Origin of the sequence: Myceligenerans pegani, assembly GCF_014892515.1 — a bacterium.
GTDB classification, from domain to species: domain Bacteria; phylum Actinomycetota; class Actinomycetes; order Actinomycetales; family Cellulomonadaceae; genus Myceligenerans; species Myceligenerans pegani.
This window is the reverse complement of the sequence record NZ_JADBGR010000082.1, coordinates 11,747-35,809: the sequence shown is the minus strand read 5'-3', so window position 1 is coordinate 35,809 and position 24,063 is coordinate 11,747. Positions and strand designations below refer to the sequence as shown.

19 protein-coding genes are annotated in these 24,063 nt (G+C 73.7%); 18 read left to right on the top strand and 1 reads right to left on the bottom strand.

The features are described from left to right. Window positions 1-250: 250 nt before the first annotated feature. On the bottom strand, window positions 251-1,501 hold the full coding sequence (locus IIE03_RS11110; RefSeq protein ID WP_192862826.1) for a hypothetical protein: 1,251 nt from the start codon (window positions 1,499-1,501) through the stop codon (window positions 251-253). A 113-nt stretch (window positions 1,502-1,614) separates the two neighbouring features. On the opposite strand from IIE03_RS11110, the gene IIE03_RS11105 reads away from it, so the two are divergent. The 18 genes from IIE03_RS11105 (at window position 1,615) to smc (ending at window position 23,955) form a co-directional block, all read left to right on the top strand. Continuing rightward, window positions 1,615-2,382, top strand: coding sequence for an SDR family oxidoreductase (locus IIE03_RS11105; protein WP_192862825.1), 768 nt, complete (start codon window positions 1,615-1,617; stop codon window positions 2,380-2,382). 151 nt (window positions 2,383-2,533) lie between these two features. Continuing rightward, window positions 2,534-4,156 (top strand): molybdopterin-dependent oxidoreductase, encoded by a 1,623-nt coding sequence (locus IIE03_RS11100; protein ID WP_192862824.1) that lies wholly within the window; start codon window positions 2,534-2,536, stop codon window positions 4,154-4,156. Window positions 4,157-4,460: 304 nt separating this feature from the next. Continuing rightward, window positions 4,461-7,811, top strand: coding sequence for an isoleucine--tRNA ligase (gene ileS, locus IIE03_RS11095; protein WP_192862823.1), 3,351 nt, complete (start codon window positions 4,461-4,463; stop codon window positions 7,809-7,811). A gap of 37 nt (window positions 7,812-7,848) precedes the next feature. Beyond that, complete coding sequence (locus IIE03_RS11090; protein WP_192862822.1) at window positions 7,849-8,784, top strand: hypothetical protein; 936 nt, start codon at window positions 7,849-7,851, stop codon at window positions 8,782-8,784. A gap of 141 nt (window positions 8,785-8,925) precedes the next feature. After that, on the top strand, window positions 8,926-9,930 hold the full coding sequence (locus IIE03_RS11085; RefSeq protein WP_192862821.1) for an ABC transporter ATP-binding protein: 1,005 nt from the start codon (window positions 8,926-8,928) through the stop codon (window positions 9,928-9,930). Then, window positions 9,927-10,796 carry an ABC transporter permease gene (locus IIE03_RS11080; protein WP_192862820.1) on the top strand — a complete coding sequence of 290 codons (870 nt, stop codon included), beginning with the start codon at window positions 9,927-9,929 and terminating at the stop codon, window positions 10,794-10,796. The genes IIE03_RS11085 and IIE03_RS11080 overlap by 4 nt, the downstream gene beginning before the upstream one ends. Next, a complete protein-coding gene (locus IIE03_RS11075) occupies window positions 10,786-12,072 on the top strand; it encodes a sensor histidine kinase (RefSeq protein WP_192862819.1) in 1,287 nt (428 codons plus the stop codon). Before IIE03_RS11080 ends, IIE03_RS11075 begins: the two co-directional genes overlap by 11 nt. Then, complete coding sequence (locus tag IIE03_RS11070) at window positions 12,069-12,680, top strand: response regulator (RefSeq protein WP_192862818.1); 612 nt, start codon at window positions 12,069-12,071, stop codon at window positions 12,678-12,680. Before IIE03_RS11075 ends, IIE03_RS11070 begins: the two co-directional genes overlap by 4 nt. Before the next feature lie 99 nt (window positions 12,681-12,779). Further along, window positions 12,780-13,424, top strand: coding sequence for an MSMEG_1061 family FMN-dependent PPOX-type flavoprotein (locus IIE03_RS11065; RefSeq protein ID WP_192862817.1), 645 nt, complete (start codon window positions 12,780-12,782; stop codon window positions 13,422-13,424). A gap of 118 nt (window positions 13,425-13,542) precedes the next feature. Next, on the top strand, window positions 13,543-13,908 hold the full coding sequence (locus IIE03_RS11060; protein ID WP_318842925.1) for a TrmH family RNA methyltransferase: 366 nt from the start codon (window positions 13,543-13,545) through the stop codon (window positions 13,906-13,908). Window positions 13,909-14,288: 380 nt separating this feature from the next. Beyond that, window positions 14,289-15,584, top strand: coding sequence for a bifunctional folylpolyglutamate synthase/dihydrofolate synthase (locus IIE03_RS11055; RefSeq protein ID WP_225997617.1), 1,296 nt, complete (start codon window positions 14,289-14,291; stop codon window positions 15,582-15,584). A 70-nt stretch (window positions 15,585-15,654) separates the two neighbouring features. After that, window positions 15,655-16,650 carry a dihydroxyacetone kinase subunit DhaK gene (gene dhaK, locus IIE03_RS11050; RefSeq protein WP_192862816.1) on the top strand — a complete coding sequence of 332 codons (996 nt, stop codon included), beginning with the start codon at window positions 15,655-15,657 and terminating at the stop codon, window positions 16,648-16,650. Window positions 16,651-16,731: 81 nt separating this feature from the next. After that, the gene (gene dhaL, locus IIE03_RS11045; protein ID WP_192862815.1) at window positions 16,732-17,409 is read left to right on the top strand and encodes a dihydroxyacetone kinase subunit DhaL; all 678 of its coding nucleotides are present in this window, start codon (window positions 16,732-16,734) and stop codon (window positions 17,407-17,409) included. Between the two features lie 73 nt (window positions 17,410-17,482). Further along, the gene (gene dhaM / locus IIE03_RS11040; protein WP_192862814.1) at window positions 17,483-18,217 is read left to right on the top strand and encodes a dihydroxyacetone kinase phosphoryl donor subunit DhaM; all 735 of its coding nucleotides are present in this window, start codon (window positions 17,483-17,485) and stop codon (window positions 18,215-18,217) included. An 87-nt stretch (window positions 18,218-18,304) separates the two neighbouring features. Beyond that, the gene (locus IIE03_RS11035) at window positions 18,305-18,991 is read left to right on the top strand and encodes a TetR/AcrR family transcriptional regulator (RefSeq protein ID WP_192862813.1); all 687 of its coding nucleotides are present in this window, start codon (window positions 18,305-18,307) and stop codon (window positions 18,989-18,991) included. Continuing rightward, a complete protein-coding gene (locus IIE03_RS11030) occupies window positions 18,988-19,425 on the top strand; it encodes a DUF4233 domain-containing protein (RefSeq protein WP_192862812.1) in 438 nt (145 codons plus the stop codon). Before IIE03_RS11035 ends, IIE03_RS11030 begins: the two co-directional genes overlap by 4 nt. A 37-nt stretch (window positions 19,426-19,462) precedes the next feature. Continuing rightward, entirely contained in the window at window positions 19,463-19,933 is a 471-nt protein-coding gene (ndk, locus tag IIE03_RS11025; RefSeq protein ID WP_192862811.1) for a nucleoside-diphosphate kinase, read from the top strand. A gap of 161 nt (window positions 19,934-20,094) precedes the next feature. After that, complete coding sequence (gene smc / locus IIE03_RS11020) at window positions 20,095-23,955, top strand: chromosome segregation protein SMC (protein WP_192862810.1); 3,861 nt, start codon at window positions 20,095-20,097, stop codon at window positions 23,953-23,955. The last annotated feature ends 108 nt before the right edge of the window (window positions 23,956-24,063 follow it).

The window sequence follows — 24,063 nt, the reverse complement described above, 5'->3', positions numbered from 1 at the left end:
CCGCGCCGCAGGACGACCCGCGGTGCCGGGCTGGGGGCGACGCGCCATCTCGCGCCGGCGGATCAGCGGCCCACAGTCCGGGCCGCGACGACGGGACAGGTCAGGAGAAGTCCCGCGATCCGGCCCACAGCATACGCCGCGTCACCGACAGGGAGGGCAACCGGCCCCGGCCCCGGCCGAGGCGACCGCGGCGGAACCTGCCCCCGGCCGAGGCGGCGCCGGCCGAGGCCGCCGGTCGTCGGCGCGTGCTTCAGCGGACGCAGGTGCGGAAGGACTTGCTCGGGAAGGACCACGACCCCGCGGACCAGCCGCCCTTCTCGCGCACCGCGAACGAGTAGTCGCCCGGCGGCAGCGTGATCGTGATCGTCCGCGCCCCGGCGCACGTCTTCCCCCCGGCCGGGATGGTCACCGAGTCCGTCTCCCTGCCCGTCCACGCGACGTAGAGCTGGCGGCCCGTGGCGTTGCGGACGGTCAGGTGCAGGCTGTCCCCGGCGTCGCCGGTCCTCCGGGGCCGCGTGAGGCCGTCGCCGTCGCGCAGGGCGGCCGCGACCTGCTTCCTGATCGTGGCGGTCCGGAGCCGCTCCCGGGCGACCTCGGCGGCGAGGGACTTCGCGCGGGCGGCGACGCCCGGCAGCGCGTCGAGCCGCTGACCCGCGAGCCTGCCCGGCTTCGTGCCCGGATAGTCCTCTACCGCCCGGGTGAGGGCGTACCGGGCGGCGCCGAACACGTCCGGCTCGTAGCGGGCGTCGCGCGCCGCCGCCTCCGCGCGGGCGATCCGCTCCTCGCCGCAGCGCAGCAGTGACCAGGACAGGGCCTCGTGCGCGGCGGCCCGGACCGGCTCGAGCGCCTCGCCCTTCAGCCTCGCCCACGCGCGCGCGGGATCGAGCGCCCGGCAGGGCTCCTTCTTCCGGCCCCGCTCGACGTCCCGCTCGTACAGCGCCCAGACGCGTTCCCGCGCGGTCTCGGCGAGGTCGGACTCCGGCGCGTCGGCCATGACGGCGGCGTACTGCCGCACCGCACGCCGCTCCTCGTCCCGGGCCTCCAGGTCCCGCCCGAGCGCCATCCGCGCCTCGGACCGCTCGTCGAGGGCGCCGCCGTACCGCGCCGCGCCCGAGGCGAGGTAGTCGCCGTATCCGGCGATCGCCCTGCGGTACTCCTCCCGCCCCGCCAGGTGGCGCGCCCGCTCCAACTCCTCGCAGGCGGCGATCTCGGCGCGCAGCCCCGACCGGTCGACCGGGGAGTCGAGGAACGAGACGCTGCCCGAGTCCAGCGCGGACTTCAGGTGCCGGTCCGCCGCGTCGCAGTCACCCGCGGCGTGCGCGCTCCGCCCGAGCGCGGCCTCGCTCCTGGCCTCCGCCCGTGAACCCTGCAGCAGGGTCACGAACAGCCAGACCACGGCCGCGACCACCAGCACCAGCGCCACCGCGAGGACCGCCGACCGGCCGCGGCGCGACCTCGGCTCGTCCCGCGTGACCGGTGCCAGTACGTGCAGATCGCTCACCGAGGCCCCCGTTCGTCCGTGCCCGCGCCTGCCACGATGTAGCGCGGTATGTCGGAAATGGTGCCACGAGATCCCGCCGCCGAGGAGAGAACGCCCGCGTACCCTCGTGCCACATGAGCACTGGGAGAAGAGCACTCGTCACCGGGGCGTCGTCGGGCATCGGCGCGGCCACCGTGCGCCGCCTCACGGCCGACGGCTGGAGGGTGGTCGCCGCGGCCCGCCGCAAGGAGCGGCTCGAGGCGCTCGCCGCCGAGACCGGCGCGGAGCCCTACGCCGTCGACGTGACCGACGACCACGCCGTGGCCCGGCTCGCCGAGCACCTGGCCGCCACCGGCGGGCTGGACGCCGTGATCAACATCGCGGGCGGCGCGCTCGGCCTGGACAAGGTCGAGGACGGCGACGTCGACGGCTGGCGCTGGATGTACGAGGTGAACGTGCTCGGCACGCTGCGCGTCACCAAGGCCACGCTGCCGCTGCTGCGCGAGGCGGGCACGGCCCGCGGCGTCGCCGACGTCGTGAACCTCACCTCCACGGCCGCGCTCGGCGCGTACGAGGGCGGCGCCGGGTACACGGCCGCCAAGCACGGCGAGCACATGCTGTCCCAGACGCTGCGGTGGGAGATCGCCGGCGAGCCGGTGCGCGTCATCGAGATCGCGCCCGGAGCGGTCGCCACCGAGGAGTTCTCCCTGGTCCGCTTCGGCGGCGACGCCGAGAGGGCCGCCCAGGTCTACGCCGGCTTCACGCCGCTCACCGCCGAGGACGTCGCCGACACCGTCGCCTGGACCGTCTCCCGCCCGGACCACGTCAACATCGACCAGGTGACGATCCGCCCCCGCGCCCAGGCCCACAACAGCAAGATCGTCCGGAACGCCGACGTGTGACCTGAGTGGTCGGCCCGTTGTCGGATGATCGGTCCCCCGGGCGACCGATCATCCGACATCCGGCCGACCACCCGACGACCGGCCCTTACGGAATCCTGACGATGTCCGCCGGCGCGTGGGATTCGCCGGGCGGCGGTGGCAGGCTGGCGGCATGAACGCAGGTGACAAGCGAGGCGTGCTCGCCGCCGTGGCCGGGGTCGTCGCCGGAGGAGTCGGGCTGGCGGTGTCCGAGCTGCTCGCCGCCGTGATCGCCCCCGGTGCGAGCACGATCTTCGCCGGCGGCGCGGCGGTGGTCGACGTCGTCCCGCCGTGGCTCAAGGACTTCGCCGTCGAGTGGTTCGGCACCGCCGACAAGGCGGTGCTGCTCGGCTCGATGGGCTTCGTGCTCGCGGCGGGCGCGGCCCTCGCCGGATGGCTGGAACGCCGCCGGACCTGGACCGGCGTCGCCCTGCTGGCCCTCGTGGGCGTGGCGGGCGCGGCCCTCGCCGTCGCACGGCCCGGCGCGACGGCGCTGTGGGCGGCGCCGAGCTTGATCGGGATCGCGGTCGCCGTCCCGGTGCTGCGGGCGGCGATCGGGTCGCTGTCCGCCGGCACGATCGGTCGGGCCGTGGGCGATCGGCAGAACGATGCGCCGATCACCCACGAAGCGACCGACCACGAGGCCGGCGCCGAGACCACGCCCGCCACCCCGCCGTCGTCGGCCCCGGACCGGCGCCGGTTCCTCCAGATCACCGGCCTCGCCGCGGCCGGTGCGGTCGTGGCGCTCGCGGCGTCGCAGGCGATCAGCGCCGGCGGGCGCGCCGTCGAGGCGGTGCGCGAGCGGTTCCGCCTGCCGGGCCCGGCCCACCCCGCCGCCCCCGTCCCGGAGGGCGCCGACCTGGCTGTGGACGGCCTGACCCCGTACGTCACGCCGAACGACGTGTTCTACCGCATCGACACCGCCCTCCGGGTCCCGGAGGTGGATCCGGCGGACTGGTCGCTGCGCGTGACCGGGATGGTCGACGAGCCGTTCGAGATCGGCTGGGACGAGCTGATCGAGCTGCCGATGACGGAGCACCACGTGACGCTCGCGTGCGTGTCGAACCCCGTGGGCGGCGACCTCATCGGGAACGCGCTCTGGCTGGGTCACCCGATCCGGGAGCTGCTGGAGCGGGCCCGGCCGCAGGCGGGCGCCGACATGGTGCTCTCGCGGTCCGTGGACGGCTTCACCGCCGGCACGCCGCTCACGGTGCTCATGGACCCGGACCGCACGTCGCTCCTGGCCATCGGCATGAACGGGGAGCCGCTGCCCACCCGGCACGGGTTCCCGGCGCGGCTCGTGGTGCCCGGGCTGTACGGGTACGTGTCGGCGACGAAGTGGGTCTCCGAGCTCAAGGTGACCACGTTCGAGCAGGACCAGGGCTACTGGACGCCGCGCGGCTGGTCCGCGCTGGGGCCCGTCAAGGTGCAGTCCCGCATCGACGTCCCGCGGAACGCGTCGACCGTCGGCGCGGGGGAGGTCGTCGTGGCCGGGGTCGCGTGGGCGCAGCACACCGGCATCGAGGCCGTCGAGGTCAGGGCCGACGACGGCGACTGGGTGCCCGCCGAGATCGCGGACACCGTCGGGCCCGACACCTGGCGGCAGTGGCGCGCCGTCCTGGACCTCGACGCGGGCGACCACACCGTCGCCGTCCGCGCGACGACCGCCGACGGCGAGACCCAGACCGACGCCGAGGCGCCGCCCGCCCCGGACGGCGCGACGGGCCATCACACGGTCACGTTCGGCGTGGGGTGACACATTTCGGGTTGCGACCTGGCGATAGGATTGCCCCACAGGCGTCGACCCGGCCATCACCGGTGAGCCTCCGGAAGAACGGGTACCGACACGTGACCGCACCCGCGGTCGCCGTCGGACACCTCAGTAGAACCGGACGGGCAGGCCCGTCACAGCCGTCAACGAGCGGCCGTTCGCGAAAGCGAACGGCAAGCGGGGTGGTACCGCGGCCCGCGGCTCGTCGTCGTCCCCGGACGGCGGCGGCGCGACGTCGTCCTCGCAGCAGCGCTGCCGGACCGACGACCACCGCAGGAGCCCCGAGACCATGGCCGACCCAGCCCGCTATCCCTTGCACCGCGACGAGGACAACGTCGCCGCCTCCCCGGACCTGCCCGCGCTCGAGCGCGAGGTCCTCGACCACTGGGAGGTCGACGGGACCTTCCAGGCCTCCATCGACCAGCGCGACGCGGGCGAGAACGGTGAGAACGAGTTCGTCTTCTACGACGGCCCGCCCTTCGCCAACGGCCTGCCGCACTACGGCCACCTGCTGACCGGCTACGCGAAGGACGTCGTGCCGCGCTACCAGACGATGCGCGGCCGGCGCGTCGAGCGCCGCTTCGGCTGGGACACGCACGGCCTGCCGGCCGAGCTCGAGGCGATGAACCAGCTCGGCATCAAGACCAAGGACGAGATCGTCGAGCTCGGCATCGACACGTTCAACGCCGCTTGCCGCAGCTCGGTCATGAAGTACACCGACGAGTGGCGCGCCTACGTCACGCGTCAGGCCCGCTGGGTCGACTTCGAGAACGACTACAAGACCCTGGACCCGACCTTCATGGAGTCGGTGATCTGGGCGTTCAAGTCGCTGTACGACAAGGGCCTGATCTACGAGGACTTCCGCGTCCTGCCGTACTGCTGGAACGACCAGACGCCGCTGAGCAACCACGAGCTGCGCATGGACGACGACGTCTACCAGAACCGCCAGGACCCGGCGGTGACGGTGGGCTTCGACGTCGTGAGCGGATCCGCCGACGGGGCCGTGCGGCCGGGCGACAAGCTCCTGATCTGGACGACCACGCCGTGGACGCTCCCGTCGAACCTGCTGGTCATGGTGGGGCCGGACATCGACTACGCCGTGGTGGAGGCGGCGGGCTCCCGGTACGTCGTCGCCGAGGCGCGCCTGGCCGCGTACGCCCGCGAGCTGGTCGAGGAGGGAGCGGAGGAACCTCGCGTCGTGGCCCGCCTCACCGGCCGTGACCTGCTCGGCGTCGCCTACACGCCGCCGTTCTCCTACTACGCGGGCCGCGAGCGCGCGCACCGCGTCGTCGAGGCGGACTTCGTCACCACCACGGACGGTACGGGCCTGGTGCACAGTGCCGGCGCGTTCGGTGAGGACGACAAGATCGTCTGCGACCGCGAGGGCGTGGAGTCCGTCATGCCGGTGGGGGCCGACGGGCGATTCACCCACCCGGTGGACGAGTACGCCGGGCTGCAGGTGTTCGACGCGAACCTGCCGATCATCGACCACCTCAAGGCGCGCACGCGCGGCGCGGGCGATGACGAGGCCGGTTCGGTCACGGCCGGCACGGTGCTGCTGCGCCGCGAGTCCTACGACCACTCCTACCCGCACTGCTGGCGGTGCCGGCAGCCGCTGATCTACATGGGAGTGTCGTCGTGGTTCGTCGAGGTGACGAAGTTCAAGGACCGGATGGTCGAGCTGAACAAGGACATCGCCTGGGTGCCCGAGCACATCCAGGAGGGGCAGTTCGGCAAGTGGCTGGCGGGCGCCCGAGACTGGTCGATCACCCGCAACCGGTTCTGGGGTTCGCCGGTACCGGTGTGGAAGAGCGACAACCCCGAGTACCCGCGGATCGACGTGTACGGGTCGTTCGAGGAACTGGAGCGCGACTTCGGGCGGCTGCCGCGCGACCCGGCCAACCCCGACGTCCCCGACCTGCACCGGCCCTTCGTCGACGAGCTGACCCGGCCGAATCCCGACGACCCGACCGGAAGGTCGACGATGCGGCGCGTCGAGGACGTGCTGGACGTCTGGTTCGACTCCGGCTCCATGCCGTACGCCCAGGTGCACTACCCGTTCGACAACACGGAGTGGTTCGAGCACCACTACCCGGGCGACTTCATCGTGGAGTACATCGGGCAGACCCGCGGTTGGTTCTACACGCTGCACATCCTGGCGACGGCGCTGTTCGACCGCCCGGCGTTCCAGACGGCGCTGTCGCACGGCATCGTGCTGGGCTCCGACGGCCGCAAGATGTCCAAGTCGCTGCGCAACTACCCGGACGTCAACGAGGTCTTCGACCGCGACGGGTCCGACGCCATGCGCTGGTTCCTCATGGCGTCGCCCATCCTGCGCGGCGGCAACCTGGTCGTGACGGAGGAGGGCATCCGCGACGCGGTGCGCCAGGTGCTGCTGCCGTTGTGGAGCACGTACTACTTCTTCACGCTCTACGCCAACAGCGTGAAGGGCTCCGGCGACGCCGCCTCCGCCGACGCAGGCAGGGGCCGGATCGCGCGGAACCTCGACCCGGAGCGCGTGGCGCGGCTGGGCGTGATGGACCGGTACCTGCTCGCACGGACCCGCGACCTGGTCGAGACGGTCACGGACCAGCTCGACGGGTACGACATCGCGGGCGCGTGCGAGTCCGTGCGCCAGTACCTCGACGCGCTGACCAACTGGTACGTCCGCACGCAGCGGGACCGGTTCTGGGAGGAGGACGCCGACGCGTTCGACACCCTCTACACCGCGCTGGAGGTGCTCTGCCGGGTCATGGCGCCGCTCGCGCCGCTGACCACGGAGGAGGTGTGGCGCGGCCTCACCGGCGGCCGGTCGGTGCACCTGGCCGACTGGCCGTCGCTCGGGGCGCCCGAGAGCTCGCCGATCGGATGCGCGGAGGACGCGATCCTCGTGGCCGACGACGTGCTGGTGGCCGCCGTCGAGTCGGCCCGGGCCGTCGTGTCGCAGACACTGGCGCTGCGCAAGGCGAACAAGCTGCGGGTGCGCCAGCCGCTGCGCTCCCTGGTCGTGGCCGTGCCTGATCCGGACGGTGTCGCGCCGCATCTGGACCTGCTCGCCTCGGAGCTGAACCTGAAGTCGGTCGAGCTGGTGGCCTTCTCGCCCGAGGTGGCGTCGTCGTACGGGATCACCGAGCGGCTCGCGGTCAATGCGGGGGCCGCCGGGCCACGCCTCGGGAAGGGCGTGCAGGCGGTCATCAAGGCGTCGAAGGCGGGCGCGTGGACGAAGCGGGCGGGCGACGACGGCTCCGAGCGGGTCGTCGTCCGGACGGACGACGGCGAGGTCGAGCTGCTGGCGTCCGAGTACGAGCTCGCCACGGTCGTGGGCGAGGGGGCGGGGGCCGACGTCGCCGCCGCGGTCCTGGCCGGGGGCGGATTCGTCGTGCTCGACCTCGCGCTCGACGACGACCTGCGCGCCGAGGGCTACGCCCGTGACGTGATCCGTGACGTGCAGGAGGCGCGCAAGGCGGCCGGCCTGCACGTGACCGACCGCATCGCGCTCACGCTCGAGGTGCCGGGCGAGTGGGTCGACGCGGTGCGGGCGCACGAGGGGCTCGTGGCCGGCGAGACGCTCGCGGACACGGTGTCCGTCTCGGCGAACGACGGGGCCGACCGCACGGTTTCGGTCCAAAAGTCCGCTTAGTTGACCTGAATGGAGATATTTTGCCAGGATCGCCCGCGTGAGTGAGCTACGCGTGGGTGATCCTGCCACGGTGCCGCGGTACGGGTGGGTGCTGGGCGCACTGCTCGCCGCGCCCGCGGCCTGGCTGGCCGTCGCGGTCGCGCCCCAGGCGTTCCTCCTCGCCCGCGTCGACGGGTCGAGCCTGTCCGGGCTGCCGAGCTTCGTCACCGGCATGATCGCCGGGGGAGCCGCCGCGGGGTACCTGGTGGTCCTCGTGCGGCGGTTCAGTGGAGGTGGCGGTGTCGAGGCCGATCGCGGCGTCGTCGGCGTCGTCGGCGGTCGGTGGTCCACCGTCCGGTGGGCGGCCGTGGCGGCCGTCGTCGGGACCCTCGGCACCGCGGTGGGGACGTTCCTCCTGGCCGGGGGCTCCATGGCCGGCTGGTGGCCGAGCGGTGCGTCGGCGGGCTCCGAGATCGTCGCGGGGCTCACCGTCGTCGCCCTGGCGGCCACGGCCGGCGGCCTCGCGCTCGGGCTGCTTGCCGCCCTCGGGCCGGTCTGGCTCCGCGCGTGCGCCGTCGCGGTGCCGATCGCCTTCGCGCACGACGCGCTGCTGATCGTCGCATCGGCCTTCGCTGGGCCTGCCTCTCCCGTGGCGCCGCTGGTGACGAGCTGGTTCCTGGCGGTGCTGGTGGGCGTGGCGCTCGGGACGAGTGTCGCCGCTGGGCGGCCGTGGACGTGGGTCCTGTGGGCGCCGGCGCTCACGCTCGTGTGGGTCGCGCAGTCGCTGCGGCCGGCGATCTCCGCGGCGCTGCAGCAGGTGCACATGGGTGCGGAGGTCCTGCGTGCCTACCCGTTCGAGCCGCTCCGGGTGCTGGGGGAGCACCTTTGGCTCACGCTGATCGATCCGGGCTCGCACGGGCCGGTGTCCCTGTGGGTGATCGCGCCGGTCGTCGGCGTGGCGGTGGCGGGGTGGAGGCTGCGAGGGCCGCGCTGAGCGAGTCGCGCGTGCCGGCCCACGTGCCGGCCGTCCTCGGCGCCGGCGGGCCGTAACCTGCCGGGTCCATCGTTCGGTGGACACGGGATCCGACCGGCCGGTGGTGGTGGCCGAGGCCTGGCGCGCGAAAGCATGGTGGGCATGCAGACGGAACGGGCGCCAGTGCGCGGAACGGTGGAGCGGGTGCGCCCCCGCGATACGGCAGTGAGCGTGCGCGGGCTGCGCAAGACGTACCGGTCGCGCGGCGCGGGAGGAACCGCGCGCGTCGCGGCCGTCGACGGCCTCGACCTGCACGTCGAGCGCGGCGAGATCTTCGCCGTGCTCGGCCCCAACGGCGCGGGGAAGACCACCACCGTCGAGATCCTGGAGGGCTTCCGCGATCGCGACGCCGGGGAGGTCTCCGTACTGGGTGAGGACCCCGCGCGAGCCGGCCGCGCCTGGCGTGCCCGCATCGGCGTCGTGCAGCAGGACTCGCGCGACCTGGGCGAGCTCACCGTCGCCGAGATGGTCGGCGCCACGGCGCGGTACTACCCGGTTCCGGGAGAACCCGCCGAGGTGATCGAGGCCGTCGGCCTCACCGAGCACGCGCGCAAGCGGACGCGCGCGCTGTCGGGCGGGCAGCGCAGGCGGCTCGACGTCGCGCTCGGCATCGTGGGCAGGCCCGACCTGCTCTTCCTCGACGAGCCCACCACCGGCTTCGACCCGCAGGCGCGCCGCTCGTTCTGGGACCTCGTGACCGGACTGCGGGACGACGGCGCCACGATCCTGCTGACCACCCACTACCTGGAGGAGGCGGCGTACCTCGCCGACCGCGTCGTCGTCATCGACCACGGAACGGTCGTCGCCTCCGGGGCGCCGGACAGCCTGGGCGGCCCGGACGCGCGCACGCCGCTGGTCAGCTGGCTGGACGGCGGTGCGCGGCGATCGCTCCGCACCGACCGACCCACCGAGGCGGTGGCCCGGCTCGCGCGCGAGATCGGCGGTCCCGGCGGTGAGATCCCAGGGCTCACCATCACCCGGCCGACCCTCGAGGACGTGTACCTGGACCTCATCGGCGGCGGGCGCACCGCGGCCGAGGAAGGCGCCGGGACCGGTGCGGAGACCAGCGCCGGAAGCAGCGACGAGAGCAGTGAGGCACGGCGATGACGACCAGCACCCGCGACAGGGTTCCCGGCACCTCCCCGACCCGCCCCCGTCTGCCCGGCCCGCTCGCGCTCGGTCTCGTGCGCACCCGCGTGGAGCTGCTCGGCTTCGTCCGCGAACGCGACGCGATGATCTTCATCTTCGCCTACCCGCTGATCATGATGGCGATCTTCGCCTCGGTGTTCGGCGGCGAGGACCAGGTGTTCGACATCGGCGCCGGTCCCGTGGAGATCAACTTCGCGCAGTACTTCCTGCCCGGCATGGTCGCCACCGGCGTCATGCTGTCGAGCTTCCAGACCATGGCGATCTCTATCGCCGTCGAGCGGGACGACGGCACGCTCAAACGGTTGCGCGCCACGCCCCTCCCGGCACTCTCGTACTTCCTCGGCAAGGTGGGGCAGGTGCTCCTGGTCTCGGTCGTGCAGACGGCGGCCCTGATCGCGCTCGCGAGCCTCGCGTTCGACGTCCCGCTGCCCGACGGCGACCGCTGGTGGACGTTCGCCTGGGTGTTCGCGCTCGGGACCGCGAGCGGCGCGGTCTGCGGCGTGGCGTTCTCGACGGTGCCGCGGTCCGGGCGCTCGGCGTCCGCGGTGGTGACCCCCGTCGTCCTGGTGCTCCAGTTCATCTCCGGGGTGTTCTTCCCGTACCCGTCCCTGCCCGACTGGATGCAGCAGGTCGCGCAACTGTTCCCGCTGAAGTGGCTGGCCCAGGGCATGCGGTCGGTGTTCCTGCCCGACGAGTTCGCCGCGGTCGAGACCACGGGGGAGTGGCAGCACCTCCTCGTCGCGACGGTCCTGGCCCTGTGGCTCATCCTGGGACTCGTGATCGGAGTGCGGACCTTCCGCTGGCGGAGGCGCGATGACGGGTGAGGCGACGGCGGACGGCGACGAGGAACGCGCGGGCGTCCGGAGCGACGCCGCCCCGCCGGCTCCCGACGGGCCGTACGCCGCCTGGGACCGGATCGTCGTGTGGTGGGACGTCGTGTTCGTCGCGATCCTGATCCTGACCGCGATCCAGATCGCCGTCGAGGGGGCACGGGGCGCCGACCTGTTGCTGTCGTACGTGGCCATCGCCGCGATCGGCATCGCCTACGCGGTCTGGGGCGGCCGTGCGGCGCGCTCGCGGAACCAGTCGGCTGCCGCGGCGTACGTCGTGGTGCTCGTGATCGGCACCGGAACGGCGACCGCGAGCTCGGGGAGCGCGCCGCTGCTGTTGTTCGTGGCGTTCTCACATGCCTGGATGCTGCTCGAACGGCGCCGCTGGGCGGTCGTCGTCAGCGCGGCGCTCGCGCTGGCGGCGAGCCTGGGGATCCTGATCCGCGTGGGCTTCGCACCGGAAGCGGTGATCGTCGTGCCGGCGCAGATGGGCGTGGTCCTGCTGTTCGCCGTCGGGCTGGGCATATGGGTCGCGTGGACCATGCGGCAGGGTGAGGAGCACGCGCGTCTCGTCGACGAGCTCCGCGCTGCGCAGGACGCCCTGGCGCGGTCGCATCACGCGGCCGGCGTGGAGGCCGAGCGGGCCCGGATCGCCCGCGAGATCCACGACACGCTCGCGCAGGGCTTCACGAGCGTCGTCATGCAGGCGCAGGCGGCGTCGGCGGTGCTGGACGCCGACGACGGCGCCGAGGCGGCGCGCGACCGGCTCGGCCTGATCGAGGAGACCGCGCGCGACAACCTCGCCGAGGCCAGGGCGCTCGTCGCGGCGTTCGCGCCGGCGCCGCTGAAGGAGCAGTCGCTGGCCGAGGCGCTCGGCCGGCTCGTGGCCAGGTTCGGCGACGAGACCGGCCTGCAGGCGTGGTTCGTCGCCGACGGCGTCCTGGGGTTGCCGCCGTCCGCCGAGGTGGTACTGCTGCGGGTGGCCCAGGAAGGGCTCGCCAACGTGCGGCGCCACGCCGCGGCGAGCGCGGTCGAGGTCCGGCTGACCCGCGTGGACGATACGGTGCTGCTCGAGGTGTCCGACGACGGACGCGGACTCCCCGAGGGATTCGGGTTCGTCGCCGGCGAGGGTTTCGGGCTCTCGGGCATGCGGGAGCGCGTCACGACGGCGGGCGGCAGCCTGTCGATCGGTCCCGGGGAGACGGGCGGCACGGTGCTGGCGGTTCGGCTGCCGCTGCACGACGGCGAGAGCCAAGGGGAGCGCGGATGATCCGGGTGCTGGTGGCGGACGACCACCCCGTGGTGCGCTCGGGCCTGGTCGGCATGCTGAGCGTCGAACCCGACCTCGAGGTGGTCGGTGAGGCGAGCGACGGCGCGGAGGCGGTCGCACTGGCCGGCGAACTCGCGCCGGACGTCGTTCTCATGGATCTCCGGATGCCGGTGCTCGACGGCGTCGGGGCCACGGCCCGGATCCGTGCGGTCGACAGCCCGCCGCGCGTCGTCGTGCTGACCACGTACGACACCGACGCCGACATCCTGCGCGCGGTCGAGGCCGGTGCCACGGGCTACCTGCTCAAGGACACGCCCCGCGCGGACCTGGTCGCCGGCGTCCGGTCGGCGGCGCGGGGCGAGACGGTGCTGGCGCCGAGCGTGGCCACGCGCCTCGTGTCCTCGGTCCGGGCCGAGCGGCTCACGCCGCGCGAGGTCGAGGTGCTCACGCTGGTCGCGAGCGGCCACTCCAACGCGGAGATCGGCACCCGGCTGTTCATCGCGGAGGCCACCGTGAAGACCCACCTGATCCGCGTCTTCGCCAAGCTGGACGTCCAGGACCGCACCGCGGCGGTCTCGGCGGCCCGACGACAGGGCTGGCTCGGGTGAGGGCTCAGGCCGCACGGCCGAGGGCAGCGGCCAGGGCAGAGCACCTCGAAAGGCGCTCGAGGAGTTCCATGTGCTCGACGGCACGGATACGTTGACGGCATGACTGCTGAAGCGACTTCCCGGTTCGGTACCCCGATCACGTCCGTCACGGAGCTGGAAGGCATCGTCGGGCAGGCGACGTATCCGGCGCGAGACAAGGTGCGCACCGCCCTGCACGAGCTCGACAGGGAGTTCCTGGCCGCGTCCTCGCTCGGCTTCGTCGCGACGGCCGACCCGGACGGCGGCCTCGACGTGTCGCCCAAGGGCGACCCGGCCGGGTCGTTCGCGATCGTGCTCGACGACCGCACGCTCGCGATCCCCGAGCGTCCCGGCAACCGCCGCGCCGACGGCTTCCACAACCTGCTGGCGGACCCGCGCATCGGGCTCATCTTCGTCGTCCCCGGCCGCGGCGACACGCTCCGGGTCAACGGCACCGCCCGCATGGTCCGCGACGCACCCTGGTTCGCGGACCTCCGGGTCCGGAACCACGTCCCGGTGATCGGCCTGGAGGTCGAGATCGCCGAGGTGTTCTACCACTGCTCGAAGGCGTTCCTGCGTTCGAGGGCGTGGGACCCGGAGTCGTGGGAGCCCGACGCCGCGCCGCGCCGCGCCGTCATCTCCCAGGCACTCGAGCGCAAGGACCAGACCCTCGCCGAGGTGGAGCAGCACTACGGCCCGAGCTACGCGGAAAAGATCTACGGCTGACGTCCCGGCGACGTGGCGGTCGGCACGGCTGCTGGGACCGCCTGATCATCGCGCCCCTGTGGGTCGCCTACGACGCGAACCTCGGGACCCTGCCGCGCACCTGCGACGCGGTGGGGGCGTGCAGGCCGTGCCGCGCACGCCGTACGACCGCAACGTCCTCGCCACCAGCGACACACTGCGCGGTCGGCGACCGTGCATTCACTGGGTCGCACCTTCCACCGAGGAGTGGCTCGACAGACAGCGCAGCGCCGGCCGCCGCGTGCTCGCGGCGGAACTGGCCGACGGCGCGACGCCGCTCCCGCGCCTCGGCGCCGCTACGGGGACCACGGTTGTGCTGCTTGGCCACGAGCACCACGGCGTGCCCGACGACGTCCTCGCCGACATCGACGAATGCGTCGAGATCCCGATGGCCGGCTGGGGTGCGAGCCTGAACGTCGCCGTGGCGGGCGGCCTGGTGCTGTACCGACTCGCGGGCCTGATGTAGCGGGGTCGCTACCCGGCTCCGAGGCGAGCGCCGGGGTCGCCGATATCGACGATCACCGGCGCTCGCGTCCCAAGGGCACCACGAGCATCGGGATGGACGATGGGACCCGTGACAGCTCGGCGACGCCGCCGAACGTGACATACCGGCTGGTCGCAGTGTCGTCGGCCACAGGGCGAGGGTATCCGGTCGGGTCTCACCCGTCCCAGGTCCACCTCGATGCACCGGTACCCATGGTGGTGCGACGAACGACCCGGCATCGACGACGTGATGCGACGACCGGCGGAACGGGGCGGACCCGTCCGCCCGGGTGGCGCCCGCCCACTTATCCTCGTCTCGTGAGCGACGCCTTCAAGACCGTGAGCCGGGAGATCTTCTCCCGGATGCCCGAGCACAAGATCGACCCCACCATGGCACGCGTCGAGCGCGTGCTCGAACTGCTGGGCGACCCCCACCGCGCGTTCCGGGCGATCCACATCACCGGCACCAACGGCAAGTCCTCCACGGCCCGCATGATCGAGTCCCTGGTCCGCGAGCACGGCCTGCGCACCGGCCTGTTCACCAGCCCGCACCTGGCCAGCGTGACCGAGCGCATCCAGATCGACGGGGAACCGCTCGACGAGGACCGCTTCGTCGAGGTCTTCGAGGACGTCGCGCCGTACATCGGCGTGGCCGACCGCGAGTCCGAGGCCGACGGCGGCCCGCCGCTGAGCTTCTTCGAGGTCCTGACCGTCATGGCGATCGCCGCGTTCGCCGACGCGCCCGTCGACGTCGCTGTCATCGAGGTGGGCCTGGGCGGCAGCTGGGATTCCACGAACGTCGTCGACGCCCCGGTCGCCGTCCTCACCCCCGTCGCGATGGACCACGAGAAGTGGCTCGGCCACAGCATCGCCGAGATCGCCGCGGAGAAGGCCGGGATCATCAAGGACGGCGCGACGGCGATCGTCGCCGCCCAGCGTGAGGACGCCGACGCCGAGATCCTGGCGCGCGCCGAGCGGACGGGCGCCCGCTTGATCCGCGAGGGCGTCGACCTGGAGGTCGCCGGCCGGCAGCTCGCCGTCGGCGGCCAGCTCGTCGCCCTGCGCACCCCCGGAGGCCTCTACACGGACGTGTACGTGCCCCTGCACGGCGCGCACCAGGCGCACAACGCCCTGCTCGCGCTCGCCGCGACCGAGGCGCTCATCAGCGGCGGCAAGGCGCTCGACGGCGGCGTCGTCGAGGCCGGGTTCGGGCAGGTCACCAGCCCGGGCCGGCTGGAGGTCGTGCGATCCAGCCCGACGACGATCGTCGACGCCGCCCACAACCCCGCCGGCGCGGAGGCCATGGTCGAGGCGCTCGAGGAGGCGTTCGACCTGCACCGTGTCGTCGGCGTCGTCGGGATCATGGCCGACAAGGACGCCGAGGCGCTCCTCGCCGTCCTCGAACCGGTGCTCGCGGAGATCGTGGTCACGCGGAACACCAACGAGCGGTCGATGGAGCCGGAGGAACTGGCCGACGTGGCGAACGACGTCTTCGGTGAGGACCGCGTGCACGTCGCGGCCGACCTCGCCGAGGCGATCCAGGTCGCGACGGACCTGGCGGAGGCGGGCGACGTCGTCGGCGTCGGCGTGGGCAGCGCCGTGCTGGTCACCGGCTCCGTCGTCACGGTCGCGGACGCCCGCGCGCTGCTGCGCCGGTGAACGGGCTCCCGCGCGCCGCGGCGCCGGTGAGAGGATGGATCTGCCCGCGTCGACGAAGAAGGGACCAGCCGTGAAGAAGCTGCTCAACGATCCCGAGAACGCCGTCGCCGATTCGCTGGCCGGATTCGCGCTCGCGCACGCCGACCTGGTCCAGGTGCATCACGACCCCACCTACGTGACCCGCGTCGGCGGCGCCACGACCGGCAAGGTCGGCCTGGTCAGCGGCGGCGGCTCCGGCCACGAGCCGCTGCACACCGGCTTCGTCGGCGACGGGATGCTCGACGCCGCCGTCCCGGGTGCCGTGTTCACGTCGCCCACGCCCGACGGCATCCTGCCCGCGCTGCACGCCGCCGACGGCGGGGCGGGTGTGCTCGCGATCGTGAAGAACTACACGGGCGACGTACTCAACTTCGACCTCGCCGTAGAACTCGCGGAGGCCGACGGTGCCCGCGTCGCCACGGTCGTGGTGAACGATGACGTCGCCGTGGAGAACTCGACCTACACCGCGGGCCGCCGGGGCGTGGCCGGGACGCTCTGCGTGGAGAAGATCGCCGGCGCGGCGGCGATGCAGGGCGGCGACCTCGACGACGTCACCCGGATCGCGCAGCACGTGGTGGACAACGTGCGCACCATGGGGGTCGCCGTCACGGCCTGCACCGTCCCGCACGTGGGAGGGCCGAGCTTCGACCTCCCGGACGACCAGCTGGAGATCGGCATCGGCATCCACGGTGAGCCCGGCCGGCGCCGGGTGAAGGCGGTCCCCGCGGACGAGGTGACGCAGATGCTGCTCGACCCGGTCGCCGACGACCTCGAGCTGTCGCCGGGCGAGCGTGTGTTGCTGTTCGTCAACGGTATGGGCGGAACCCCCGCCTCGGAGCTCTACGTGGTCTATGGTCGAGCGCGGCGCCTCCTCGAACAGCGGGGCGTGACCGTGGCTCGCTCGCTCGTGGGCAGCTACGTCACCTCCCTGGAGATGCAGGGCGCGTCGGTCACCGTGCTGCGGCTGGACGACGAGCTCGAGGCGCTGTGGGACGCTCCCGTGCACACGGCGGCACTGCGCTGGTGACCGGGGTGCATGCGAGCGGAGAGGGTGAAAGTCCGATTTGCCGACTCCACGGCACGACTGGAGGCATGAGGTGATGCTGCGGTGACGCTGGATGCTGACTGGGCGGAGCGCTGGATCCGGCGGACCGCCGACGCGGTCGCCGACAGGCGTGACGAGCTGACCGAGCTGGACCGGGAGATCGGCGACGGCGACCACGGCGAGAACCTCGTCCGCGGCTTCCGGGCGGTCGTCGCCAAGCTGGACGCCCGGCGCGCCGAGGTCGACGGGTCCGGTGCCGGCGGTCCGGAGGCACCGCCCCGCCTCGTCGGCGACGTCCTCAAGCTCACCGCGACCACGCTGATGTCCACCGTCGGCGGGGCGTCGGGTCCGCTGTACGGGACGGCGTTCCTCCGTGCCGCGAAGGTGACCGGCCACGAGACGATCGACACCCGCGGGATCGTCGCGATGCTCGAGTCCGCGCTGGACGGGATCACCGCGCGCGGCAAGGCCGAGCCGGGGGAGAAAACCATGGTCGACGCCTGGACGCCCGCCGTCGAGGCCGCCGAGCGCGCCGCCGGCGAGGGCGACGAGGCGGACGCCCTGCGCGCGGCCGCCGCGGCAGCGGACGCCGGGTCGACGGCGACGATCCCGCTCGTGGCCACCAAGGGACGCGCGTCGTACCTCGGGGAGCGCAGCGCCGGGCACGAGGACCCCGGCGCGCGGTCCACCGCACTGCTGCTCGCGGCAGCCGTCGACGCGCTCGGCGAGGAGCCGGCATGACCGGCGACGGCGGAGCCCTGGCAGTGCCGGGAATCCCGGCGCGCACCGGCCGCGCGAGCCGGCGGGAGGTGGCATGACGGTCGCGATCGTCCTGGTGTCGCACTCGGCGGCGATGGCGCAGGGCCTGGCCGAGCTGGCCGGGCAGATGGCTCCCGATGTGACGCTGATCCCCGCCGGAGGGCTGCCCGACGGAGGGCTGGGCAGCTCGCTCGACGACGTGACCGCGGCGCTGCGCAAGGCGGCGGCCGCGGCATCGGACGTCGTCGTCCTGGCCGACCTGGGCTCGTCGGTGCTGACCGTGGAGTCGGCGCTGGAGCTCGAGGAGGACCTGACGGCGTCCGCGGTGCTGGCGCCCGGCCCGTTCGTCGAGGGCGCGGTCGCCGCGGCCGTCGCGGCGCACGGCGGTTCCGACGTGGACGGCGTCGTGGCGGCGGTGCGGGACGCCGGTGGCACGTTCGCGCGGGCCGCCGGCGTCGTGCCGGACACCGACGACGCCGCGGCGGAGGCGGGAGTGGGGCCCGTCCAGGCGGACGCGGCGGACGGCGGGGCCGACAGCGTCACGACCACCGCCACGCTGCGCAACCCGCTCGGGCTGCACGCCCGGCCTGCCGCACTGGTGTCCCGGAAGGTCGCGGAGCTCGGCGCGTCGGTGCTGGTCGACGGCGTGGACGCGTCGAGCGTGCTGCAGCTCATGGCGCTCGGGGCGACCCAGGGACGCGAACTGACGATCACGGTGAGCGGCCCGGACGCGGCCGGGGCGGCGAGGATCCTGGCGGAGATGATCGGCTCCGGCTTCGGCGAGGTGTGACGTGTCGTCCGGGCGCCCGCCGCGGCCGTCGTCGGGCTCCTTGGGACGAGGAGCCCGGCGGCCACGGGGCCGGTGCAGAATATCCGGATGAGCGAGAACCGACCTGGCCTGCGCGAGCGCAACAAACGCGTCCGCCGGGGCGCCATCATCGACGCCGCCCAGCGCCTCGTGCGGGAGCACGGGTACGACGCCGTGACCACCGGCCGGATCGCCGCCGAGGCCGGGATCTCGCCGCGCACCTTCTTCAACTACTTCGACTCGAAGGACGAGGCTGTCATCGGGATCCGGACCGACGTGGGCCTCGATCCGGACGCCGCCCGCACCTTCGCCGAGGGCGGCCCCAGCGGCCATCTGCTCACGGATCTGCGGGCGTTGATCGGAGGGATGCTGGACCAGCTCGGCGACGAGCCGGCCCGGGTGCGGGCGGCGGTCGAGCTCGTGCGGCGTGAGCCCCGCCTGCTGCAGCACCACCAGGACGCCATCGAACGGCACCGGACGGAACTGATCGCCCTGCTCGAGGAGCGGCGGCCGGTGGCGCCGTTCACGGCGGACGCGGAGACCGTCCTCGCGGCCGCGGGCGCCGTCGTCCAGGCCACCACGCTCGCCTGGGTGCGGTCCGGCGGAGGGCACGGGGTCCAGGTCCACATGCCGGAGGCGATCCGTGAACTGCGCTCCATCCTCTGCGAGGAGCCGCCGGACGTAGCGGACACCACATCGGGTCGCGCGCGGCAGGGTGCGGACGCCGCCCCCGGGCCGGATATCGTAGCGGGGTGAGCAAGGACCGACCCGCCCCCGGCGATCGCATCAAGGCCCGGCCCTCCGCGCTGGTGCAGTTCACCTCGACCGTTCTGGCCTGCGAGGCCGTACTCGTGCTGTTCATCACGCTGGTCGCGTTCGGCCTGCGTGACCTCGCCTTCGAACGCGGGCCGCTCCAGTCGGACTCGGCGGCCGTGGTGTGGGGCGTGGGCGGCGGCCTCGCCCTGCTGCTCCTGGTGCTGTCGCGGCTCACGAGGCGCCCGGCCGGGATCGCGGGCGGGACGCTCGCACAGGTTCTGGTGCTCGCCACGGGGCTCGTCGTGCCGTTGGCGACCGTCGTCAACCTGGTGTTCGCGGGTCTGTGGGTGATGGCGGTGCGGCTCGGTTCGCGCGTGGACCGGGAGCGTGCCGCGTACGACGCCGAGCACCCCGAGACCGCGCCCAACACCTGAGCGATCGCCGTCGTACCGGCCCATTACGCTAGGGCCCATGACCGACGTCGTCACCGAGAACCTGCCCACCGAGACCGCCGAGGCGCCCGTGACGGAGCGCACGCTCGTGCTCGTCAAGCCCGACGGCGTGCGCCGCGGTCTGTCCGGCGAGATCCTGCGCCGCATCGAGGCCAAGGGATACACCCTGCGCGCCGTGCGACTGCTCGACGCCACGCCCGCGCTGCTGCACAAGCACTACGCGGAGCACGAGGGCAAGCCGTTCTTCGAGCCGCTGGTCGAGTTCATGATGTCGGGCCCGGTGCTCGCGGTCGTCGCCGAGGGCGAGGGTGTCATCCCCGGCTTCCGGTCCTTGGCCGGCGCGACGAACCCCACCGAGGCGGCCCCCGGCACCATCCGCGGCGACCTCGGCCGCGACTGGGGTACGGCGGTGGTGCAGAACCTGGTGCACGGGAGCGACTCGCCGGAGTCGGCCACCCGCGAGATCTCCCTGTGGTTCCCCGAGCTATGAGCGCGGTGCACGACCAGACCGACCGGTCCCCGGCCGCCGGACTCGGGTAGCGAGCACGCGAGGTACGAGCGCCCGCAGCGGGGGAGCCCGGCGGCCCGGGAAGACCGAGAGAGACACGCCGGTGTGACCGGATTCGCGGCGTGTCCGGTTAGGGTTGTGCGGTGCATCTCAAGACGCTCACGCTGCGGGGCTTCAAGTCCTTCGCGTCGGCGACAACGCTGAACCTCGAGCCCGGGATCACCTGCGTGGTGGGTCCCAACGGCTCGGGCAAGTCGAACGTCGTCGACGCGCTTTCCTGGGTGATGGGCGAGCAGGGGGCGAAGTCGCTGCGCGGCGGCAAGATGGACGACGTCATCTTCGCCGGCACCTCCGGCCGTGCTCCGCTCGGCCGCGCCGAGGTCAGCCTGACCATCGACAACACCGACGGCGCGCTGCCGATCGACTACACCGAGGTCACGATCAGCCGGACGCTGTTCCGCACGGGCGGCTCCGAGTACGCGATCAACGGCTCCTCCTGCCGCCTCCTGGACATCCAGGAGCTGCTGAGCGACTCCGGCATCGGCCGGGAGATGCACGTCGTGGTGGGACAGGGGCAGCTCGACGCCGTCCTGCGGGCCACCCCCGAGGAACGCCGGGGCTTCATCGAGGAGGCCGCGGGCGTCCTCAAGCACCGCAAGCGCAAGGAGAAGGCGCTGCGGAAGCTCGACCAGATGCAGGGCAACCTGGCCCGGCTCGCCGACCTCACGGCCGAGCTGCGCCGCCAGCTCGGCCCGCTCGGACGCCAGGCCGAGGCCGCCCGCAAGGCACAGACCGTGCAGCGCGATCTGCGCGACGCGCGCGCCCGCCTGCTCGCGGACGACCTCGCCCAGCTCCAGGCGCAGATCGAGGCCGACCTCGCCGACGAGAACGCGCTGAAGGAGCGCCAGGCCCAGGCCGAGGCGGGTCTCGCGGAGGCGCGCGCGGAGCTGTCCCGCCTCGAGCAGTCGGCGTCGGCGACGTCGACCGAGGTGAGTCGTGCCGGGGACACGCTGTTCGCGCTGTCCCAGACCCGGGAGCGCCTGCGCGCGCTCCAGTCGCTGGCCGACGAGCGTGCCCGTCTGCTCGGCACCTCGGAGCCCGCTCACCATCCGGGTCAGGACCCCGACGACCTCGAGGCCCAGGCCGCCCGGGCGCGCGCCAGCGAGGAGGAGCTGGCGGCCGAGGTGGAGATCGCCCGCGAGGCCGTGGAGGCGGCCGTCGAGGAGCGCACGGAGGCGGAGTCGGCGGCCCAGGAGGCGGAGCGCGCGCACGGCGCCCTGATGCGCGCGGCGGCGGACCGGCGTGAGGGCATGGCGCGACTGGCCGGGCAGGTCGCGGCGCGGCGGAGCCGGGTCGAGGCCGCGGAGTCGGAGCTGGCCCGCCTGCGGGAGGCCGTGTTCGAGGCCGAGCACCGCGCAGAGGAGACGAGCCGCGAGTTCGCCGCCCTCGAGACCGAGGTGTCGGGCGTGGAGGAGGGCGAGGAAGGGCTCGACATCGCGCACGAGGCCGCCGTGGCGAACCTGGAGCTGGCCCGCGGCGCCGTCGAGCGGCTGACCGCCGAGAAGACGACCGCCGAGAAGGAACGCGGCGCGGCGGCCGCGAGGGTCGAGGCGCTGGAGCTCAGCCTGGACCGCAAGGACGGGGCGGGCACCCTCCTCGCCGCCGACCTGCCGGGCGTGCTCGGTTCGGTCGCGGCACTCCTGGGCGTCGAGCCGGGATGGGAGGCCGCGGTGGCCGCCGCGCTCGGCCCGCTGGCGGACGCGGTGGCCGTGTCGGGCCTGGACGCGGCGGTGGACGCGCTGCGGCTGCTGCGCGACGAGGACGCGGGCCGCGCGAGCCTGGTGGTCGGCGCCTCGGCCTCGTCCGGGCCGTCCCGCCCCGACGTGCGGCTTCCGGACGCCGTTCTCTGGGCGGCCGACGTCGTGCACGTGGCCGCCCCCGCCGAGGCGGGGCTGCGGACGATCCTGCGCGACGTGGTGGTCGTGGAGGATCTCGCCCGGGCCCGGGCCTTCGTGCGCGACAACCCGGAGCTCGTGGCCGCGACGCGGGCCGGCGACCTGCTCGGCGGGGCCCGCGCGTGGGGCGGGTCGGCGGCTGCGCCGAGCGTGCTGCACCTGCAGGCGGCGCTCGACGAGGCGAAGGCGGCGCGCGACGACGCCGCCGCGCGCGAGGAGAACGCGGAGACCCACCTGATCGCCGCCCGGGCGGAGCTCGACGCGGCGACGTCACGCCACGACGAGACCCTGGCCAGGCTCAACGAGTCCGACGCCGCGATGGCCGCGGCGGCCGAGCACCTCGGTTCGCTGCGCGCCTCCGCCCGTTCCGCCCGTGAGGAGGCGGAGCGGCACCGCGCGGCTCTGGAGCAGGCCATGGCCCGCCGCGAGGAGGACGAGATGGACCTCGCGGCACTGGTCGAGCGACTGGAGGCCGCCGAGGAGGAGCCGGAGCAGGCCGCCGAGTCGCTGGACGAGGCGCAGGCTCGCCGGGACGAGACCGCGGCCGCCGCGACGGAGGCCCGTGCGCGCGAGACCGAGGTGCGGCTGGCGCTGCGCACGGCCGAGGAGCGGGCTCGCGCGGTGTCCGGCCGCGCGCAGGCCCTGGCCCACGCCGCCCGGCAGGAACGCGAGGCGCGGGCCGCCGCCGCCGAGCGGGAGGAGGCCCGACGGCGGGACGCCGCCCGCGCGGTGACGGTACGCCAGGGCGCGGCCGTCGCGCTCGAGCGCATCGGCCGGTCCCTCGAGCGGGCGCAGGCGGACAAGGCCGCCGCCGAGGAGGCGCGGGCCGCGGGGAACGCGCAGCTCGGTGCCGTGCGGGCCACGGTGGAGTCGCTCACCGCGGAGCTGCGCGAGCTGACGGACGTCGCGCACAAGGACGAGGTCGCTCGTGCCCAGCAGCGTCTGCGCCTGGAGCAGCTCGAGGCCCGCGCGATCGACGAGCTCGGCACCGATCCGGAGGTGCTCGTCGAGGAGTTCGGCCCGCACCAGCTCATTCCCCTCTACGACGGCGACGCCCCGGCCCGCCGCCGTGCGCGGCGTGCGGTCGTGGAGCGGGACGACGAGGGCAACCCGATCCGTCACGCGGGTGACCCGCCGCTGCCGCGGGGCGCTGCCGCGCGCGCCGAGGCGATCGAACTGCGCGCGTCGGCGCTGCGGGAGTTCGGCCTCGACCCGGCGGATCCGGAGGCGGCGAAGATCGTGCAGCAGGTCGCCGGCGTCGAGCCGGAGGGCGAGGGGGTGACGCCGGACGCGGGCGATGAGCCGTCCGGGAGCGAGGCCACCGCGGCAGGCGCCACGGACCAGGCGCGAGGGCCGAAGCCCGACCGGATGGTCCCGTACGTGCGCGAGGAGCAGGAGGCGCGCCTGAAGAAGGCCGAGCGTGCGCTGGCACGGCTGGGCGCGGTGAACCCCCTGGCGCTGGAGGAGTTCGCGGCGCTGGAGGAGCGGCACCAGTTCCTCGAGACGCAGCTCGCCGACCTGAGGAAGTCGCGCGAGGACCTGTTGCAGATCGTCTCCGACATCGACGAGCGCGTGCAGCAGGTGTTCGCGGAGGCGTTCCAGGACACGGCGAACATGTTCCTCGAGATCTTCCCGCGGCTCTTCCCGGGCGGAGAGGGCAAGCTGCGGCTGACCGACCCGTCGGACCTGCTCGCCACCGGTATCGAGGTGGAAGCCCGGCCCGCGGGGAAGAAGGTGAAGCGCTTGTCGCTGCTGTCCGGTGGCGAACGGTCGCTCGCGGCCGTGGCGTTCCTGGTCTCGATCTTCAAGGCCCGGCCCAGCCCGTTCTACATCATGGACGAGGTCGAGGCGGCGCTCGACGACGTGAACCTCGGCCGGCTCATCGAGATCTTCAAGGAACTGCAGCGCGACAGCCAGCTCATCGTGATCACCCACCAGAAGCGGACCATGGAGGTCGCGGACGCCCTGTACGGCGTGACGATGCGGGGCGACGGCGTGACCACCGTCATCAGCCAGCGGATGGGCGATCGCGAGGCGGTGCCCTCCTGAGCCGCCGGGCTCAGCCCCGCGGGCGCCATGCCTTGCCGCTGCCGGGCTCCGTCGACGCGACGCCTCGTTCCTCGGCGCCCGCCGCCGTCGCGACGGTTTCCGGCGGCG

What these genes read in the sequence shown, in the direction of transcription:
- IIE03_RS11105 (WP_192862825.1), top strand. Translation starts at nt 1,615, where the DNA reads ATGAGCACTGGGAGAAGAGCACTCGTCACCGGGGCGTCGTCGGGCATC.
- IIE03_RS11100 (WP_192862824.1), top strand. Translation starts at nt 2,534, where the DNA reads ATGAACGCAGGTGACAAGCGAGGCGTGCTCGCCGCCGTGGCCGGGGTC.
- ileS (WP_192862823.1), top strand. Translation starts at nt 4,461, where the DNA reads ATGGCCGACCCAGCCCGCTATCCCTTGCACCGCGACGAGGACAACGTC.
- IIE03_RS11085 (WP_192862821.1), top strand. Translation starts at nt 8,926, where the DNA reads ATGCAGACGGAACGGGCGCCAGTGCGCGGAACGGTGGAGCGGGTGCGC.
- IIE03_RS11080 (WP_192862820.1), top strand. Translation starts at nt 9,927, where the DNA reads ATGACGACCAGCACCCGCGACAGGGTTCCCGGCACCTCCCCGACCCGC.
- IIE03_RS11075 (WP_192862819.1), top strand. Translation starts at nt 10,786, where the DNA reads ATGACGGGTGAGGCGACGGCGGACGGCGACGAGGAACGCGCGGGCGTC.
- IIE03_RS11070 (WP_192862818.1), top strand. Translation starts at nt 12,069, where the DNA reads ATGATCCGGGTGCTGGTGGCGGACGACCACCCCGTGGTGCGCTCGGGC.
- IIE03_RS11065 (WP_192862817.1), top strand. Translation starts at nt 12,780, where the DNA reads ATGACTGCTGAAGCGACTTCCCGGTTCGGTACCCCGATCACGTCCGTC.
- IIE03_RS11055 (WP_225997617.1), top strand. Translation starts at nt 14,289, where the DNA reads ATGCCCGAGCACAAGATCGACCCCACCATGGCACGCGTCGAGCGCGTG.
- dhaM (WP_192862814.1), top strand. Translation starts at nt 17,483, where the DNA reads ATGACGGTCGCGATCGTCCTGGTGTCGCACTCGGCGGCGATGGCGCAG.
- IIE03_RS11035 (WP_192862813.1), top strand. Translation starts at nt 18,305, where the DNA reads ATGAGCGAGAACCGACCTGGCCTGCGCGAGCGCAACAAACGCGTCCGC.
- ndk (WP_192862811.1), top strand. Translation starts at nt 19,463, where the DNA reads ATGACCGACGTCGTCACCGAGAACCTGCCCACCGAGACCGCCGAGGCG.